Here is a 17,222-nt window from a genome sequence, read left to right as displayed (position 1 = left end):
CCATAGCGAGTCGGTACCACCCCTTCCCATCCCGAACAGGACCGTGAAACGACTCCACGCCGATGATAGTGCGGATCCCCGTGTGAAAGTAGGTAATCGTCAGGCTCCTCATGCCGCAAACAAAAACCCCACCCCGCAAAGGTGGGGTTTTTGCGTTCGGGCGCGCCTAGCGTACCTAAGCGTCGAAGCCTGTTCCGCTCAAGCGCTAAAATCCCTGTACGTATTCCACAAGCACGGCTGACGCCGTCGAGTTCCCGATGCTACGTCTAAGCGAAATCAAGCTCCCGCTCGATCATCCCGAATCGGCTATCGAACCTGCGGTTTTCGCGCGTCTCGCGGAGATCGGCGTCGAAGCCAGTCAACTCGTGCGCTTTCACGTATTTCGCCGTGCGCACGACGCCCGCAAGCGCGCCGATATCAAGCTCAATTACATCATCGATGTGGAGTTGAACGACGAAGCGTCCGTCTTGAAGCGTCTTGAGTCGCGCCCGCAACCGCACTGTGGCGTCACGCCTGACATGACGTATCGCTTCGTTGCGCAAGCGCCCGCGCATTCGGCACAGCCGCGCCCGGTGGTCATCGGCATGGGGCCGTGTGGTCTTTTCGCCGGTCTGATCCTCGCGCAAATGGGATTTCGCCCGATCATCCTCGAGCGCGGCAAGGCGGTGCGCGAGCGGACCAAGGACACGTGGGGACTCTGGCGACGCAACGAACTGAATCCCGAGTCGAACGTGCAGTTCGGCGAAGGCGGCGCTGGCACGTTCTCGGATGGCAAGCTCTACAGCCAGATTAAGGACCCGAAGCATTACGGCCGCAAAGTTCTGGACGAATTTGTCAAAGCCGGCGCGCCCGAAGACATTCTGTATTTGAGCCGCCCGCACATTGGCACATTCAGGCTGGTGAGCATGGTCGAGAAGATGCGCGCAGAGATTCATCAGCTCGGCGGCGAGGTGCGATTTCAGCAGCGCGTCGAAGATATCGACATCGATAACGGCAAGGTGCGCGGCCTGCGCCTGTCGACGGGTGAAACGCTGCGCTGCGATCACGTCGTGCTGGCTATCGGCCACAGCGCGCGCGATACGTTCGAGATGCTGCACGATCGCGGCGTCTACATGGAAGCCAAGCCGTTCTCGCTCGGATTTCGCATCGAGCATCCGCAGGGTGTGATCGATCGGAGCCGATTCGGCAAGTTCGCCGGCCACGAGCGGCTCGGTGCGGCCGACTACAAAGTGGTCCATCACTGCAGCAACGGGCGCGCGGTCTACAGCTTCTGCATGTGCCCGGGCGGCACGGTGGTCGCGGCGACGTCGGAGCCGGGGCGCGTCGTGACCAATGGCATGAGTCAGTATTCGCGCGCCGAGCGCAATGCGAATGCGGGTATCGTCGTCGGTATTACGCCGGATGATTATCCGGGCGGTCCGCTCGCAGGCATCGCGTTCCAGCGCAAGTGGGAAGAGCGCGCGTTCGAGCTGGGCGGCGGCGATTATTCCGCGCCGGGCCAACTCGTCGGCGATTTCATCGCAGGGCGGGCATCGACGTCGCTCGGTTCGGTCGTGCCTTCATACAAGCCGGGCGTGAGGCCGACCGACTTGAGCACCGCGCTCCCTGACTACGTCATCGAGGCGATTCGCGAAGCCCTGCCCGAGCTCGACAAGAAAATCAAAGGTTTCGCGATGCACGACGCCGTGCTGACTGGCGTCGAAACGCGCACGTCGTCGCCGTTGCGTGTGCGCCGCAAGGACGATTATCAGAGCGTCAATGTCGAGGGTCTGTATCCGGCGGGCGAGGGCGCGGGTTATGCGGGCGGCATCTATTCGGCGGCGATCGATGGCATCGAAGTCGCGGAAGCCGTCGCATTGAAGATGATGAGCGAACACGCGGCGATCGTATAAAAAAAGCGCGCCGGGACACGGCGCGCCTTCATTCGGACCAAGCCAACGGCTTCAAGTCACCACGCCCACCTGCCACGGCACGAACTCACTCTGGCCGTACCCATGCACTTCACTCTTCGACGCCACGCCTGAGGCGCAGTCGAGCATCATCTGAAAGATCTGTTCGCCGAGTTGCTCGATGGTCGCGGAGCCATCGATCACCCCGCCGCAGTTGATATCCATGTCCTCTTCCTGGCGCTCCCACAACGCGGTGTTCGTCGCGAGTTTGAGCGAAGGCGAGGGCGCGCATCCATACGCGGAGCCGCGGCCCGTCGTGAAGCAGATCAGATTCGCGCCCGACGCGACCTGACCCGTCGCCGACATTGGATCGTAACCGGGCGAATCCATGAAGACGAAGCCCTTCGCGTCGATCCGCTGCGCGTATTCGTACACTTCGACGAGATTCGTCGTGCCGCCCTTCGCGACTGCGCCGAGCGATTTTTCGAGGATCGTCGTCAAACCGCCGACCTTGTTGCCCGCCGACGGATTGTTGTCCATCGCCGCGCCGTTGCGCGCGCAGTATTCTTCCCACCACTTGATGCGCGTCAGCAGCTTTTCGCCGACTTCGCGGCTCACCGCGCGACGCGTCAGCAGATGCTCGGCGCCATAAACCTCCGGCGTCTCCGACAGAATCGCCGTGCCGCCGTGCGCGACGAGCTTATCCACCGCCGCGCCGAGCGCCGGATTCGCGGAGATGCCCGAGTAACCGTCCGATCCGCCGCACTGCAAGCCGACGATCAGATGCGAAGCCGGCACCGGCTCGCGCTGCACGCGATTCGCATCCGCGAGCATGTCCTTGACGAGCGCGATGCCGTGCTCGATCGTCTTGCGCGTGCCGCCGCTGTCCTGAATCGTGAAGCTACGCAGCTTCTCGCCGTCCTTGAGACCGCTCGATTCGAGCACGCCCGAAATCTGGTTCGTTTCGCATCCGAGACCCACGAACAGCACCGAATGAAAGTTTGGATGCACCGCGTAGCCCGCGAGCGTGCGGCGCAGAATGCCGAGCCCTTCGCCCTGCATGTCGATACCGCATCCGAGACCGTGCGTCAGCGCGATCACGCCATCGACATTCGGATAATCCGCGAGCGCTTCCGGATGCACGTCGCGCCGGAAGTGATCGGCGATCGCGCGCGCGACCGTCGCCGAGCAGTTCACGCTTGTCAGCACGCCGACGAAATTGCGCGTCGCCACGCGGCCGTCGTCGCGGCGAATACCCATGAACGTCGCGGGCGCATCGACGAACGGCGTCGGATGCAGATCGACGCCGAATTCGTGCTCGCGCGCGAAATCCGCCATCGACAGATTCTGCGTGTGAACGTGCTGCCCGCGCGAGATCGCCTCGCGCGCCACGCCGATGATCTGGTTGTAACGCTTCACAGGCGCGCCCGCGGCGATATCGCGCGTCGCGATCTTGTGGCCCGGCGGAATCAGGCCGGCGACGACGAGATCCTCCGACGCGATCCGCGCGCCGGAGAGCAACTGACGCGTCGCGATCACGACATCGTCGTTGGGATGCAGCCGGATGACCGCATGGTCGGTGGATGTGGTGGACATGGTTTTATTCTCAGACCGTGGAAGGCGCGCGACCGTCGTCGCGGCGGGTTTGCTCTTCGTCGGCGCGATTGAGCGGTTCGATCTTGCCGACAATCACAAGATAGCTGAATGCACCGAGGAAGCAGAAACCGCCCGCGACGCACAGCGGAATCACGAACGAACCCTTGGTGATCGAGAGCATCACGCCGGTGAACGTCGTGATGACGATGCCCGCCAGATTCGACGCGAAGTTCTGAATGCCGCCGATCGACGCGACGTGATCCGGCGTCGGTGCGACGTCGCTCGGCAGCGACCAGATCGACGCCGCGGCGAACGCGAGGCTGGCGTACGCGATGCCGAAGAACGCGAGCATCAGATAAATGTTGGTCACGAAGGCGCAGAGCGTGATGACCGACGACATCAGCATGCCGCCGACCATGCAGGTCTTGCGTGCCGCGGTGAGGCTCCAGCCGCGCTTGAAGAGCGAGTCGGACACGAAGCCGCCCAGCCAGCCGCCGGGAATCGACATCAGCGCGGGAATCGTGCCGAGCGTGCCCAGCGACTTGAGCGAGAAGCCGTGCGCCTGCACGAGATAGCTCGGGAACCACGTGATGAAGAAGTAGATCACGAAGTTCAGGCAGAAGAAGCCGAGCATCATGCCCCACAGCGTGCGGTACTTGAAGAGCGAGCCCCACGAGACCTTGTTCTTCGGCGCGACCGGCACCGGCGCGACGTCCGTTTCGCCCGTCAGATCGCCCTTCGACTTGTTACGGTAGATCAGGAACCAGCCGAGAATCCACACGAAGCCGATCACGCCGGTGATGACGAACGACGCCTCCCAGCCGAACGAACTGATGATGAACGCGACGACCGGAATCGACAGCGCCGAACCCACGCGCGAGCCGGAGTCGAAAATGCTCGTCGCGAACGCGCGTTGCGATTTCGTGAACCATTGCGACACGAGCTTCGCGCACGACGGGTACGCACCGGCTTCGCCGACGCCCAGCATCAGGCGGCAGCCGAACATGCCGACCACGCTCGTCGCGGCGGAGGTGAGCGCCGTGAATACCGACCACCAGCCCACGGCGAGCGGCAGCGCGATGCGCGCGCCGACGCGATCGACGAACCAGCCGAACGGCATCTGCATGAGCGCGTAGCTCCAGAAGAAGCCGCTCAGGATGAAGCCCATTTCGGCCGGGCCGATATTGAGCGCTTTTTCGATCTGCGGCGCGGCGACCGCGAGGTTCGCGCGATCGATGTAATTGATCGCGATTGCCAGAAAGGCCAGAAATATCACTACCCAACGCATTTTGCGCATCGTTTGTCTCCTCAATGGGGCGGCACTTCATTCATTCCGGCCCGATCCGCGATGCCGGCGCGGCGAGCCGTGATTCAAAAAGGGTCTTCCGCTCTTCAGGCGAATTCGAGCGCGTCGCGCAGACGCGTCTGTTCGATGTCGAGCTTCAGTTCGCGCGCGAGATTGATCACAGGCTGAAAGCGCCGAATCTTCTTCTCGTCGTGATTGCGCGCGATATCCGCGAGCCGATGCACGAGAAACGGGTTCTCGAAACGGTCGCGCACGCTCGCCAGGTATTCGGTCGCGACGTCGCGCTTGCCGAGCGCCGCGAACACCGGCAGCACTTCGTCGCGCCACGTCGCTTCGAGCGGATCGCGATAGGCCGGATCGCGCATAGCGTCGAGCACGGTCATGTCGGGCGAACCGTCGCGACTGCGCCAGATCTGCGCGAGCATCGTGTGGCCGAGGTTCAGCAGCAGCAGCTTGAGACGCTCGTAATGCGCGAGATCGTCGGTAACGACGATGTCTTCGTGCTCGCACGGCAGCAGCATGCCCGCCTGTCGCTCGATCGCCCACAACGCGTACGGCTCGGCGATTGCGCCAACCGGCTGGATCGGCTCCGAAACGATGCGGTCCACGAGCGAGTTCACCCACACGCAGTCTTTCGTCAGATAGCCGATGAACGCATCGCCGGCGTTCCATCCGCGCGCCACGCCGACCACCAGATCGCGCAGCGTGTCGCCGTTACGCGAAACCAGTTCGCAGGGCAACAGCGTGATCGGCTCGGCGCCCGCCTGAAAGCGCGCATGCAGCAGCACGGCGAGCTTGGCCGCGAAACCGCGCGGCGTGCGCTGGCCGTCGAGCAGATCGGCGGTGTCTTCGTCGAAGAGCGCGTAGCCGGCGTCCGCCGTGTTCGACACGATCACCTTCACGTCGCGCTTGACGCGCTCGATCAGCAAGGGCCAGTCCTCGCTCGCGTGCAGCGCTTCGGTGATCGAATCGCACTCGACGGTCGTGTCGACGGTTTCGTCGCGGCGGCGTCCGCGAATGCGCACCGGATAGCGTCCGGCCGAGCGCAATGCGTCGATGCGCGCCCGGCTGTCGCTGCTCGCCGTGGTCTGAACGACGGTGATCTTGCCAAGCGCCAACGCCGGATCGCGGCGCGCCGCGACGGCTACGAAGAAATCGACATGCGCCTGCAGGAAACGGCTGGTGCCGAATTGGAGAATCGGATTGCTCATCGTCGGGCGCGTCGTCGTGTATTCGGGTGGGAACGGTTCCAGATGGCCGAAAAAAAATTGGCCACCTGGCCTTACCGGATTGCATACTAGTGGCTTGAAATAGAATTGGTCAAGCCACTTGTAAGCGGCTCTAAAATGGCAGACGCCCGCCGCGCGGTGCGTTAGCCCTTCCGCTGATTACAATCCACGTTTTCCCCGAGACAAAAACAGGAGCCAGCACGTGAGCGTGAAACCAGCCGAGACGCGCCGCCTCTATCTGCAGATCGCCGACAAGCTGCGCGGGCTGATCGAGCACCAGGATTTCGCGCCTAATGGCCGACTGCCGTCCGAACGCGAGCTCGCGCAGACGCTCGGCGTGTCGCGGCCGTCGGTGCGCGAGGCGCTCGTCGCGCTGGAACTGGAGGGCCGCGTCGAGATTCGCATGGGTTCGGGCGTGTATATCGTCGCCGCGCCCGCCGCCAAGCCTGCGACGGCCGAAGCGGAACTGGGCGAGAGCCCGATCGAGATCATGAACGCGCGCAGCGTGATCGAAGGCGCGATCGCGGCGAGCGTCGCGCCGTTCGCGAAGCCGAAGGAGCTGAAGACGCTGCGCGCCGTGTACGAGACGATGGCGCGCGAAGTCGAACACGGCCAGGTGCCGATGGCCGCGGATCGCGCGTTTCACATTGCGATTGCGCAGATGACCGGCAACGACGTTCTGGTGCGCACGGTCGGCAGCCTGTACGACGAACGGCACAGCCCGCTGTCATCGACGCTGCGTGGGCATTTCGAAGGGGAGGAAACGTGGGCGGCCGCGCTCGGCGAGCATCGCGAGATTCTGGAGGCGCTGGAAGCGCGCGACGCGATTCAGGCGCAAGCCGCCATGCAGCGGCACATGCGTCATTCCGCGGCGCGGCTCATGACGAGGCGCAAAGCCTGAGCGCGGCGCGCGCTCGGAACGCGCGCCGGTTTGAGAAACGTGACCGCGCTAGCCCGGATAGGCTTCATCGACCTTCAGACCCGCTAGCTTGAAGATCACGCGCAGCGTTTGCGGTGCGATCTCACGGCGCGAGGCGAGCGTCGTCAGGACGAAGTCCATCACCTTGGCGTACTTCAGCATCGTCAGGCACGTTTCGATGTCGGTGGAGCCGTCGCGCATCGATTCGGCGAGGCGCAACATCTCCACGGAAATCTCTCGGGCCATTTCGAGTTCGAGTTGCTGCTTTTCACTCCACGCGGGCATCGCAGTCAGTGCCGCGAGCATCTCCTGAAATTGTTTCTCTGCCTTCTTGTCCGGGATCGCATCCATCGCCGTCCTCTCATGTTCATGGCGCCGGCGAGTCGCATTCGCCGCGCTGTGCGTTAGGTGTTACGTAACAATGACCGGGCGCGGGTGACGACGCTCACGTGTCGAGGCGCGGGATTGTTACCAGCTTGTTGCTCCTGCTTGCTGCATCGGTGCGTGGCCCGAAGCCACGCGTGTCGTCTTTTCCAATGGCCTCATTGTCGGGACGATGCACAAACCGTTCCATGCGTTTGCCTCGGCGCATTCGCCGATAAGCGGTGACGGAACAAAGAGCGTCTTTGCGCTTTTGGGTAAACTTCCCCTTTTGAGACGGCAGAACCAGCGGTTAGCGCACATTCGGCGCGAACATGCTCCGCTTTTTTATTCGACATACCTCCACGATGACCAGGAAGTCTTCCGCGTCGGCTCCGGGCACACCCGACCCCTCCACCAAACACGACATCCGTCCAGGCCAGTCGATCGAACTGCTGAAGGAACTCCACATCCTTACGCGCGACGGCAAAATGAACCAGGACAGCCGTCGCAAACTGAAACAGGTGTATCACCTCTATCAGTTCATCGAACCGCTTCTCTCCGACGTGCATGCGAGCCAAGGGGCCGTATCACTCGTGGATCATGGAGCGGGCAAATCCTATCTTGGGTTTATTCTCTACGATCTCTTCTTCAAGACTCTGCGCGATCGGTCACACATCTTTGGAATCGAGACGCGAGAAGAGCTCGTAAAAAAATCCGAGGAATTGGCGGAGCGTCTCGGATTTGGCGGGATGTCGTTCCTGAATCTGTCGGTGGCCGAATCAATCGGTTCGGATCGTTTGCCGGAATCGATCGATATCGTCACGGCGCTGCACGCGTGCAACACCGCAACCGACGACGCCATCCACTTCGCTCTGCAAAAGAAGGCGAAGTACATCGTCGTGGTGCCGTGCTGTCAGGCGGAAGTGGCGTCCGTGTTGCGCAAGAACAAGGGCCATTCGCTCTCGAAGAACGTGCTGACGGAAATGTGGCGGCATCCGCTGCACACGCGGGAATTCGGCAGCCAGATCACGAACGTGCTGCGTTGCCTGCAACTGGAGTCGCACGGCTATCAGGTTAGCGTGACGGAACTCGTCGGGTGGGAGCACTCGATGAAGAACGAGCTGATCATCGCGCAATTCAAGGATCTGCCGCGCGGACGGCCCGCGCAAAGGCTCTCCGACGTGCTCGAAACCTTAGGACTCGACGAATTGCGCGAGCGCTTCTTCACGCCCGCGCACTGATCAGCTTTTGTTCATCCACGCCTTGAAGCCGTCGTGTCCGAGGCGGCGCAGCGTTTCGATGTTGCGTTCGTAGATGTCGGACGCGTCGGGGAACGCGGCGACTGCCCGATCGATGCTCGCTTCGCGAATCAGGTGAAATGTCGGATACGGCGCGCGGTTCGTGTAGTTGTCGATATCGTCCGGCGCGGTGCCTTCGAAGCGATAGTCCGGATGGAAGCTCGCGATCTGCAGTTCGCCCGCAAGCCCCAACTGGTCGAGCAGCCGTTCGGCGAAAAAGAGGGCGTCGTTGTAGTCGGCGAAATCGGCGAATGCGTGCGGCGTGATGAAAAGCGTCGTGTCGATGGATTCCGGATCGGTGTCACGCAGAAGTCGAAGCTCATCGGTCAGTTCTACGACCAGATCGTCGACGCCGCGCGCTTCGCTCACCACGTAGCGAATCTGCTCCTTCACATGCACGCTCTTCGCGAACGGGCACAGATTCAGGCCGATCACCGCGCGGGTGAGCCAGTGCCGGGTCGCCGCGATCACCTCGTCGCGGGTGCTGCTGTCAGTCATGAATCTTCCTGTTTGCGAAGCGCGGTGCACGCCGCCGCGATCAAGGTTCGCGCGATGCGCGGCGCCGCGAGCAACGGGCCGGAGCCGGGGCCGTAAGTCTGACTCGTCGCGTAAATGCCGTCGACCAGCAGCGCGAGCGATTCGGCCAGTTCCGTGGGATTATCCGCGCCGGCCGCCGTCGAAATCTCGACCAGACGCGTCATCAGATAACTTTTGTTGCGATCGACCGATTGCCGCGCGGGATGCGCCGGATCGCCGAATTCGCACGCGATGTTCACGAACGGGCAGCCGCGATAGTCCGGCTGGGACGCCCGCTTCACCAGATCTTCGAGCGCCTGAACCATCTGCTTCGCTGGCTCGTCCGGATGTTTCGCGATGCTCGCCTCGAAACGCCGCCGGAAACCCTCGTCCATGCGGTCCAGATACGCGACGACGAGCTCGTCCTTCGACGCGAACCGCCGATACAGACTCATCTTGTTGACGCCCGCGCGCTCCACCACGGCATCGACGCCGATCGCGCGGATGCCGTCGCGATAGAACAGCTCCTGCGCGGCGTCGAGCAGTTGCTCCTGGGCCGTCGCGCCGTCGGTGCGGACACTGCGGCGGGTGCGGGCTTTCGGCGGATCGTTCGTTGATCGTGTCAAAGTCGGTTCCTCGGATTTCTGCTGCATGCTTGACATGTTACCGATCGGTAACTAAGCTCGCAACTCTGATGTGACAGAGCGGTAACGTCGCGAGACAAAAATCAACGGAACGGAGCAGCAATGAATTGGGTAGCGAGACGGCTGAATGGCCGCGTGCATTATGGCTGGATCGCGGTGGGCGTCGTGTTTTTCGTGTTGCTCGCGGCGGCGGGCACGCGCGCGACGCCGAGCGTCATGATGTTGCCGCTCGAAAAGCAGTTCGGCTGGTCGCGTGGCACGATCTCGCTCGCTATTTCGATCAACCTCGCGCTGTACGGCCTCGCGGGTCCGTTCGCCGCGGCGGCGATGCAGCGCTTCGGCGTGCGTCCGACGGTGCTCACCGCGCTCGCCACGTTGGCGGCGGGCGTCGGCATTTCGTCGATGATGACCGAACCGTGGCAAATGGTGCTCGTCTGGGGCGTGATGGTCGGCAGCGCGACGGGCGTGGCGGCGCTCACGCTCTCGGCGACGATCGTGAACCGCTGGTTTTCCACGCATCGCGGCCTCGCCATGGGCATTCTTACCGCGAGCTCCGCAACCGGTCAGCTCGTGTTCCTGCCGTTCCTCGCATCCATTTCCGAGCGCTTCGGCTGGCGGCCGGTCGTGTTGCTCGTCGCGGCCGCCGCGGCGATCGTGCTGCCACTCGTCGCGTGGCTCCTGCCCGAGCGGCCGGCGGATCTTTCGCTGCGCCCCGTGGGCGAACAGGCCGATCTGCCGCCCGCTGCGATTGCGCCGCCGAAAAATCCCATCAAGCTGGCGTTCGGGACGCTCGCGTCGGCCAGCAAGACGCGCGATTTCTGGCTGCTCTTCTTCAGCTTCTTTATCTGCGGCGCGAGCACGAACGGCTACGTCGGCACGCATCTGATCGCCATGTGCTCCGACTACGGCATGACGCAAGTGCAGGGCGCGACGCTGCTCGCCGTGATGGGCATTTTCGACCTCTTCGGCACGACCTTGTCGGGCTGGCTCTCGGACCGCTTCAATGCGCGCGTGCTGCTGTTCTGGTACTACGGCCTGCGCGGGCTGTCCCTGATTTATCTGCCGTACGCGTTCGGCATCGATTTCTTCGGCCTGCCGCTCTTCGCCGTGTTCTACGGTCTCGACTGGATCGCCACCGTGCCACCGACCGTGCGCCTCGCGACCGATGTCTACGGCAAGGATTCGGCGCCGATCGTGTTCGGCTGGGTCGTCGCGGGCCATCAGCTCGGCGCGGCGTTCGCGGCTCTCGGCGGCGGCATGCTCCGATCGAGCCTCGGCAGCTACACCATCGCGACGATGATCTCGGGCGGCCTGTGCCTCGTGGCGGCAGTCACCGTGCTGCGCATCAACCGCGCGGGACGGACGATGGGCGTCGCCGCGACTTGACGATCTGCAAACGGGCGCGGGCTTGTTTATCCTTGTCGTTCATTTATTCATCGAACGAGGAAATGCGTCATGTCCGCCAAGCCCGCTCCGACCAATGTCGACATCCATGAACTGATCGCCGGCCGCTGGAGCCCGCGCGCCTTCTCCACTGCGCCCGTCGAGCGCGCGCAGTTGCACCGCGTGCTTGAAGCGGCGCGCTGGTCGCCGTCGTCGAACAACCAGCAGCCGTGGCGTTTTATCGTGTTCGACCGTCATCGCGACGAAGCCGCGTTCCAGCGCGCATTCGATACGCTCATGCCCGGCAATCAGAAGTGGAACGTGACGGTGCCCGTGCTCGTCTGCGTGACGGCTTTCACGCTCACGCCGAAGGGCGACACGAACCGCACTGCCAGCTATGACACCGGCGCGGCCGCGCTTGCGCTCACCCTCCAGGCGCACGCGCTCGGCCTGGCGACGCACCAGATGGGCGGCTTCGACCGCGATGCCTTCCGCCAGGCGTTCTCGATTCCCGCGGACGTCGAAATCATCGCGATGATGGCAATCGGCCATCACGGCGACGCGAGTCAGCTCGACGAGACATTGCGCGAGCGCGAAGCCGCGCCGCGCGCGCGCCGGACGCTGGGCGAAACGGTCTTCGAAGGCGCCTGGGAGAAACGCTTCGAATAAGCGCTTCGAATAAGCGCTCACGGCTCGTCCGCCGCCGACAGCGGACGAGCGACATCTTCGAGCGACTTTCGCTCGGCCGCCACGCCCCAGATTCCGGCGACGACCGCCGCCGCGATCATCAGAAACGATCCGATCAGATAGCCCGCGAACACGGGGCCGCGCTGATGCGTATCGATCAGTTGACCGAAAAGCGTGGGCCCGATGATGCCGCCGAGCGCCGTGCCGAACGCGTAGAACACGGCGATCGCGAGCGCGCGAATTTCCAGCGGAAAGGTTTCGCTCACCGTCAGATACGCGGAACTGGCCGCCGCCGACGCGAAGAAGAAAATCACCATCCACGCGATGGTCTGCGTCGTCACAGTGAGCATGCCGTGCATGAACATCCAGCCGCTGATCGTCAGCAGCACGCCGGACATCGCGTAGGTGAACGCGATCATCCTGCGCCGTCCCAGCACGTCGAAGAGCCTGCCGAGCAGCAACGGACCGAGGAAATTTCCCGCCGCGAACGGCAGCACGTACCAGCCGATATGATCGCCGGGCACGTGATAGAAGTCCGTCAGCACGAGCGCGTAGGTGAAGAAAATCGCGTTGTAGAAGAACGCCTGCGCAGTCATCAGCGTGAGTCCGACGAGCGAGCGGCTGCGATGCGCCTTGAAAAGCGTATGAAACACCTCGCGCAGCGGCGTTGCGTCGCGCGCATGCAGGCGCAGCGGCTTGACCGGCGCATTCGGAATCTCGACGCCGTGCTGCCGGAAATGCGCCTCGATCTCTTCGACGATCCGCCTCGCTTCGTCCGCGCGGTTGTGCGTGATGAGCCAGCGCGGGCTTTCGGGCACCCACATGCGCATGAGGAGAATCGTCAGTCCGAGCAACGCGCCGATGAGAAAACAGGCGCGCCATCCCCAATCGGGCGGAAGCAGGCCGGGATCGAGCAGCACGATCGAGCCCGCCGCGCCGATTCCCGCGCCGACCCAGAACGTGCCGTTGATCGCGAGATCGGTCCAGCCGCGCAACCGGGCGGGCGTGAACTCCTGAATCGTCGAATTGATCGCCGTGTATTCACCGCCGATGCCCGCGCCGGTCAGAAAGCGAAACAGCACGAAGGTCGCGAGATTCCACGAAAACGCGGTGGCGGCGGTGGCGGCCACGTAGAGAAAGAGCGTGATGAAAAACAGTTTGCGGCGACCCAGCCGATCGGTGAGCCAGCCGAAACCCAGCGCACCGAGCACCGCCCCGGCGATATACGCGCTGCCCGCGATACCGACATCGGCATTGGAAAACTGCAGCGTCGGACTCGACTTCAGCGCGCTTGCGACCGCGCCCGCAAGCGTCACTTCAAGCCCGTCGAGCAGCCAGGTGATGCCCAGCGCGAGCACGATCAGCGTGTGAAAGCGGCCCCACGGCAAGCGGTCGAGGCGGCCGGGCAAATCGGTCTCGATAATGTCCGGGCGCGCGCTGGCGTTTTCGCTCAAACGGTTCTCCTGATTCGCGGCGGTTTCGCTCATGGTCTGAAGCGTGCTCTACTGCTAACTACGCACGCAAAAAAGTGAAGAGATTGCCGCCGGTCGAGCAAACCGCATTCCGCTTTTCGGAAATAAACCTTGTGGTTTAACTTTATCTCAAACGCGGTTGATGCACGTGCCGGAACATGTTAAAAACGCCGTCCACATTAGATTGCGGCGTCCAGCGCGACGCCGCCGATGCCTATGACTTATTGCGCGATCGATTTCGGCACATCGAATTCCGCCGTTGCGCTGCCGGACGGCCTGTCGGTCCGGCTGGCGCCGGTGGAAGGCGAGGCGACCACGCTGCCCACCGCGGTTTTCTTCAACACCGACGAGAATAACCAGTCCTACGGCCGCGCGGCGCTGGAAGCGTACATCGACGGTTTCGATGGCCGCCTGATGCGCTCGATGAAAAGCATTCTCGGCTCGCCGCTCGCGGACAACAGTACCGACCTCGGCGACGGCTCGGCGATCAAGTACACCGACGTCATCACGCTCTTTCTGCAGCATCTGAAGCAGAAGGCGCAGGCGATCGCCCCCGAGCCGCTCACACGTGCGGTGCTCGGCCGGCCAGTCTTTTTCGTCGACGACGATCCGCGCGCGGACCATCTGGCGCAAAAGCAGCTCGAAGCCTGCGCGCACGCGGTCGGCCTGCGCGAGATCCATTTCCAGTACGAGCCGATCGCCGCGGCGTTCGACTACGAAGCCGGCCTGACGAAAGAAGGGCTCGTGCTGGTCGCGGATATCGGCGGCGGTACATCGGACTTTTCGCTCGTGCGCGTCGGGCCGGAGCGCGCGCGTCATCTGGAGCGCAAGGGCGATGTGCTCGCGCATCACGGCGTGCACGTCGCGGGAACGGACTTCGATCGTCGCGTCGAACTCGTGACGGTGTTGCGCGAGCTCGGCTACCAGTCGCTCGATCCGAAAGGGCGCGAGCTGCCTAGCCCCGTCTACTTCGATCTCGCGACCTGGCATCTGATCAATACCGTCTACACGCCCAAGCGCGTGAGCGAATTGCAACTGATGCGCCATCTCTACACGGACCTGCGTCATCACGACCGGCTGATGCGCGTCGTGGACCGCCGTCTCGGGCACGCGCTGACGGCGCACGCGGAAGAGGCAAAGATCGACGTCGCGGCGGGCGGCACGACGGAAATCGACATGGAAGAGGTGGAAGAAGCGCTGCGCGTGGCGTTCGACGAATCGCAACTGATCGCGGCGGGCGCGGACGAAACGCGGCGCATCGTCGAGGCGGCAGAGGAAACGCTCAGGCGCGCGGGCGTCGCACCCGCCGACGTGAACGCCGTCTATTTCACCGGCGGCACGACCGGGCTGCGGTTTCTGTCGGAAGCGCTGGCGGCGGCGTTTCCCGGCGCGCAGCCGGTCTTCGGCGACCGTCTCGCCAGTGTGGCCAAGGGGCTCGGCATCTACGCGCAACGCGTCTTTGCGTGACGCCTGCGCGGTAACCGAAGCCCAAAACAAAAAACCCCGCGTGAGCGGGGTTTTTCATACGAATTCTAGCGGTGCGTGAAGCTTAGACCGGCTTGATGTTCGCAGCTTGCTTGCCCTTCGGGCCAGTCTTCACTTCGTAGGAAACCTTCTGGTTTTCCTGAAGCGTCTTGAAGCCTTCGATGCGGATTTCCGAGAAGTGCGCGAACAGATCTTCGCCGCCGCCATCCGGAGTGATGAAGCCAAAGCCCTTTGCGTCATTGAACCACTTGACGGTACCGGTTTCCATGTTACTTGTTCCAAAAAAATGATGAATAAGGCCGAAGCCCAGGGGTGCGGAAAATCAAGGAAGGGGCAATGGGACCAACCGGAGTACCGTGATGGCGAACTCGAAAGAACCAATTCACTCGCCACTTGAAATCCTGCAAGAAGGTTTATACGGCGAAACAGTATCCCGGTCAATTAATTTCCGACAAGTCTGAGGGGATATTTTCGAGATGCGTAAGCAAACATTACAAAACTTGCAATTCGCATTTCGATTGACCTCAGAAAGCTGAATTTTCAGTCATTTTCTTCCCCGCACGCACGGCATTCGAAAGGTGCAACCGTTACACTACGCGCCGACCCAAAAGGTTGCACCGGCATGGCCGGATGTCAGACATGTTTGTTGCTCTCCCACGCGGCGCGGCTGCGAAAGCGGCTCCGGTTCTGCGATGCGAGACATATGGAGGAAGATGTGACAGAGAAGTCGATTCAACGAAATATCGGTCCGTGGGCGCTGATGCTGACGGGCCTCGGATCCATCATCGGATCGGGATGGCTGTTCGGCGCATGGAAGGCGTCGCAGATTGCCGGGCCCGCGGCTATTTGCGCGTGGGTCATCGGCGCGGTGGTTATTCTGGCGATCGCGCTGACCTACGCCGAACTCGGTGCGACGTTCCCGGAATCCGGCGGCATGGTGCGCTATGCGCGCTACTCGCATGGCGCGCTCGTCGGATTCATCAGCGCGTGGGCGAACTGGATCGCGATCGTCTCGGTTATTCCGATCGAAGCGGAAGCGTCCATCCAGTACATGAGCACCTGGCCGTACGAATGGGCGCATAACCTGTTCGTCGGCCATACACTGACGACCATGGGGCTGGTGCTGTCGGCGTTGCTCGTCATCGTTTATTTCCTGCTGAACTATTGGGGCGTGAAGCTTTTCGCCCGCGCGAACTCGATCATCACGATCTTCAAGTTCCTGATTCCGGGCCTGACGATCGCCGGTCTCGTGTTTTCCGGCTTCCATTCGGAGAACTTCGGCACGGCGTCGAATTTCGCGCCGTTCGGATGGTCCGCGGTGCTCACCGCCGTGGCGACGAGCGGCATCGTGTTCAGCTTCAACGGTTTCCAGAGCCCGGTGAACCTGGCGGGCGAGGCGCGCCATCCTTCGACGAGCATTCCGTTCGCGGTTATCGGCTCGATCCTGATCGCGCTCGTGATCTACGTGCTGCTTCAGATCGCGTATATCGGCGCGGTGAATCCGGCCGATGTGGCGAAGGGCTGGCAGCATTTCAATTTCGCTTCGCCGTTTGCCGAACTCGCCATCGCGCTCAATCTGAACTGGCTCGCGATCCTGCTGTATATCGACGCGTTCGTCAGTCCGAGCGGCACCGGCACGACCTACATGGCGACGACCACGCGCATGATCTACGCGATGGAGCGCAACAACACCATGCCGAAGATGTTCGGTAATGTGCATCCGTTCTACGGCGTGCCGCGTCAGGCGATGTGGTTCAACCTGTTCGTGTCCTTCGTGTTCCTGTTCTTTTTCCGCGGCTGGGGCACGCTCGCGGCGGTTATTTCCGTCGCGACGGTCATCTCGTATCTGACGGGCCCGGTCAGCCTGATGTCCTTGCGCCGCGCCGCGCCGGATCTGGACCGCCCGGTCAACATTCCGCTGATGGGCCTCGTTGCGCCGTTCGCGTTCGTCTGCGCATCGCTCGTGCTTTACTGGGCGAAGTGGCCGCTGACCGGCGAAATCATTCTGCTGATGGTCGTGGCGTTGCCGGTGTATTTCTACTTCCAGGGCAAGACCGGATTCGCGGGTTGGGGGAAAGATCTGAAGGCGGCGTGGTGGCTCATCGCGTATTTGCCGTCGATGGCCGTGCTGTCGCTGATCGGCAGCAAGGACTTTGGCGGTAATGGGCTTCTGCCGCACGGCTGGGACATGGCCGCCGTCGCCGTGCTCGCGCTGATTTTCTACTACTGGGGCGTGCACACGGGCTATCGCACGAGCTATCTCGACGAACGCGAAAGCCGCGACGACATTCTTCACGAAATCGGCGCCTGAGCGTCCGTTTCCGGCAAGCGATGAAACCGCCTGAGCGATCAGGCGGTTCAGACTGCTGACCAACCCCACGTTTTCTCAACGTGGGGTTTTCTTTTTCACCCGAAGGCGATTTGAGCGCTCACCG

At 62.6% G+C, this 17,222-nt stretch carries 15 protein-coding genes and 1 rRNA gene; 8 read left to right on the top strand and 8 right to left on the bottom strand.

Going from position 1 to position 17,222, the window contains the following annotated elements:
• Both rrf and AWB70_RS37680 read left to right on the top strand, forming a co-directional pair.
• Nucleotides 1–105 (top strand): 5S ribosomal RNA (gene rrf / locus AWB70_RS37685); the annotation flags it as partial.
• A gap of 152 nt (nucleotides 106–257) precedes the next feature.
• The gene (locus tag AWB70_RS37680; protein ID WP_053568854.1) at nucleotides 258–1,892 is read left to right on the top strand and encodes an NAD(P)/FAD-dependent oxidoreductase; all 1,635 of its coding nucleotides are present in this window, start codon (nucleotides 258–260) and stop codon (nucleotides 1,890–1,892) included.
• Between the two features lie 51 nt (nucleotides 1,893–1,943).
• Here the strand turns inward: AWB70_RS37680 and AWB70_RS37675 are convergent, their stop codons facing one another.
• The 3 genes from AWB70_RS37675 to AWB70_RS37665 form a co-directional block, all read right to left on the bottom strand.
• Nucleotides 1,944–3,485: a D-arabinonate dehydratase gene (locus AWB70_RS37675; protein ID WP_014192399.1), complete on the bottom strand. Its 1,542-nt coding sequence runs from the start codon at nucleotides 3,483–3,485 to the stop codon at nucleotides 1,944–1,946.
• A gap of 10 nt (nucleotides 3,486–3,495) precedes the next feature.
• The gene (locus AWB70_RS37670) at nucleotides 3,496–4,782 is read right to left on the bottom strand and encodes an MFS transporter (RefSeq protein WP_045451200.1); all 1,287 of its coding nucleotides are present in this window, start codon (nucleotides 4,780–4,782) and stop codon (nucleotides 3,496–3,498) included.
• A 95-nt stretch (nucleotides 4,783–4,877) separates the two neighbouring features.
• Nucleotides 4,878–6,002 carry a mannitol dehydrogenase family protein gene (locus AWB70_RS37665; protein WP_053568853.1) on the bottom strand — a complete coding sequence of 375 codons (1,125 nt, stop codon included), beginning with the start codon at nucleotides 6,000–6,002 and terminating at the stop codon, nucleotides 4,878–4,880.
• A gap of 220 nt (nucleotides 6,003–6,222) precedes the next feature.
• On the opposite strand from AWB70_RS37665, the gene AWB70_RS37660 reads away from it, so the two are divergent.
• The gene (locus AWB70_RS37660; protein ID WP_045451186.1) at nucleotides 6,223–6,921 is read left to right on the top strand and encodes a FadR/GntR family transcriptional regulator; all 699 of its coding nucleotides are present in this window, start codon (nucleotides 6,223–6,225) and stop codon (nucleotides 6,919–6,921) included.
• A gap of 48 nt (nucleotides 6,922–6,969) precedes the next feature.
• On the opposite strand, the gene AWB70_RS37655 is transcribed toward AWB70_RS37660, so the two are convergent.
• Nucleotides 6,970–7,290, bottom strand: a complete 321-nt coding sequence (locus AWB70_RS37655; protein ID WP_008344375.1) for a hypothetical protein — start codon at nucleotides 7,288–7,290, stop codon at nucleotides 6,970–6,972.
• 377 nt (nucleotides 7,291–7,667) lie between these two features.
• Here AWB70_RS37655 and AWB70_RS37650 point away from each other — a divergent pair, with 377 nt between their 5' ends.
• Nucleotides 7,668–8,543: a class I SAM-dependent methyltransferase gene (locus AWB70_RS37650; protein ID WP_053568852.1), complete on the top strand. Its 876-nt coding sequence runs from the start codon at nucleotides 7,668–7,670 to the stop codon at nucleotides 8,541–8,543.
• On the opposite strand, the gene AWB70_RS37645 is transcribed toward AWB70_RS37650, so the two are convergent.
• Complete coding sequence (locus tag AWB70_RS37645; protein WP_045451179.1) at nucleotides 8,544–9,098, bottom strand: DUF1415 domain-containing protein; 555 nt, start codon at nucleotides 9,096–9,098, stop codon at nucleotides 8,544–8,546. It lies immediately after the preceding gene.
• Entirely contained in the window at nucleotides 9,095–9,769 is a 675-nt protein-coding gene (locus AWB70_RS37640) for a TetR/AcrR family transcriptional regulator (protein WP_053568856.1), read from the bottom strand. The genes AWB70_RS37645 and AWB70_RS37640 overlap by 4 nt, the downstream gene beginning before the upstream one ends.
• Nucleotides 9,770–9,862: 93 nt before the next feature.
• On the opposite strand from AWB70_RS37640, the gene AWB70_RS37635 reads away from it, so the two are divergent.
• Both AWB70_RS37635 and AWB70_RS37630 read left to right on the top strand, forming a co-directional pair.
• Nucleotides 9,863–11,146 carry an MFS transporter gene (locus AWB70_RS37635; protein ID WP_014192392.1) on the top strand — a complete coding sequence of 428 codons (1,284 nt, stop codon included), beginning with the start codon at nucleotides 9,863–9,865 and terminating at the stop codon, nucleotides 11,144–11,146.
• A gap of 69 nt (nucleotides 11,147–11,215) precedes the next feature.
• The gene (locus AWB70_RS37630; protein ID WP_053568851.1) at nucleotides 11,216–11,812 is read left to right on the top strand and encodes a nitroreductase family protein; all 597 of its coding nucleotides are present in this window, start codon (nucleotides 11,216–11,218) and stop codon (nucleotides 11,810–11,812) included.
• 17 nt (nucleotides 11,813–11,829) lie between these two features.
• Here AWB70_RS37630 and AWB70_RS37625 read toward each other — a convergent pair whose 3' ends face one another.
• Nucleotides 11,830–13,317, bottom strand: coding sequence for an MFS transporter (locus AWB70_RS37625; protein WP_235024433.1), 1,488 nt, complete (start codon nucleotides 13,315–13,317; stop codon nucleotides 11,830–11,832).
• A 201-nt stretch (nucleotides 13,318–13,518) separates the two neighbouring features.
• On the opposite strand from AWB70_RS37625, the gene AWB70_RS37620 reads away from it, so the two are divergent.
• Nucleotides 13,519–14,769: an Hsp70 family protein gene (locus AWB70_RS37620; protein WP_053568850.1), complete on the top strand. Its 1,251-nt coding sequence runs from the start codon at nucleotides 13,519–13,521 to the stop codon at nucleotides 14,767–14,769.
• An 82-nt stretch (nucleotides 14,770–14,851) separates the two neighbouring features.
• On the opposite strand, the gene AWB70_RS37615 is transcribed toward AWB70_RS37620, so the two are convergent.
• The gene (locus AWB70_RS37615) at nucleotides 14,852–15,055 is read right to left on the bottom strand and encodes a cold-shock protein (RefSeq protein WP_007000074.1); all 204 of its coding nucleotides are present in this window, start codon (nucleotides 15,053–15,055) and stop codon (nucleotides 14,852–14,854) included.
• 447 nt (nucleotides 15,056–15,502) lie between these two features.
• Between AWB70_RS37615 and AWB70_RS37610 the strand changes: the two genes are divergently transcribed.
• The gene (locus AWB70_RS37610) at nucleotides 15,503–17,098 is read left to right on the top strand and encodes an APC family permease (RefSeq protein ID WP_014192388.1); all 1,596 of its coding nucleotides are present in this window, start codon (nucleotides 15,503–15,505) and stop codon (nucleotides 17,096–17,098) included.
• The last annotated feature ends 124 nt before the right edge of the window (nucleotides 17,099–17,222 follow it).

The sequence above is a fragment of the Caballeronia cordobensis genome (assembly GCF_001544575.2).
Classification (GTDB): Bacteria; Pseudomonadota; Gammaproteobacteria; order Burkholderiales; family Burkholderiaceae; genus Caballeronia; species Caballeronia cordobensis.
This window is presented reverse-complemented; position numbering and strand designations above follow the sequence as displayed.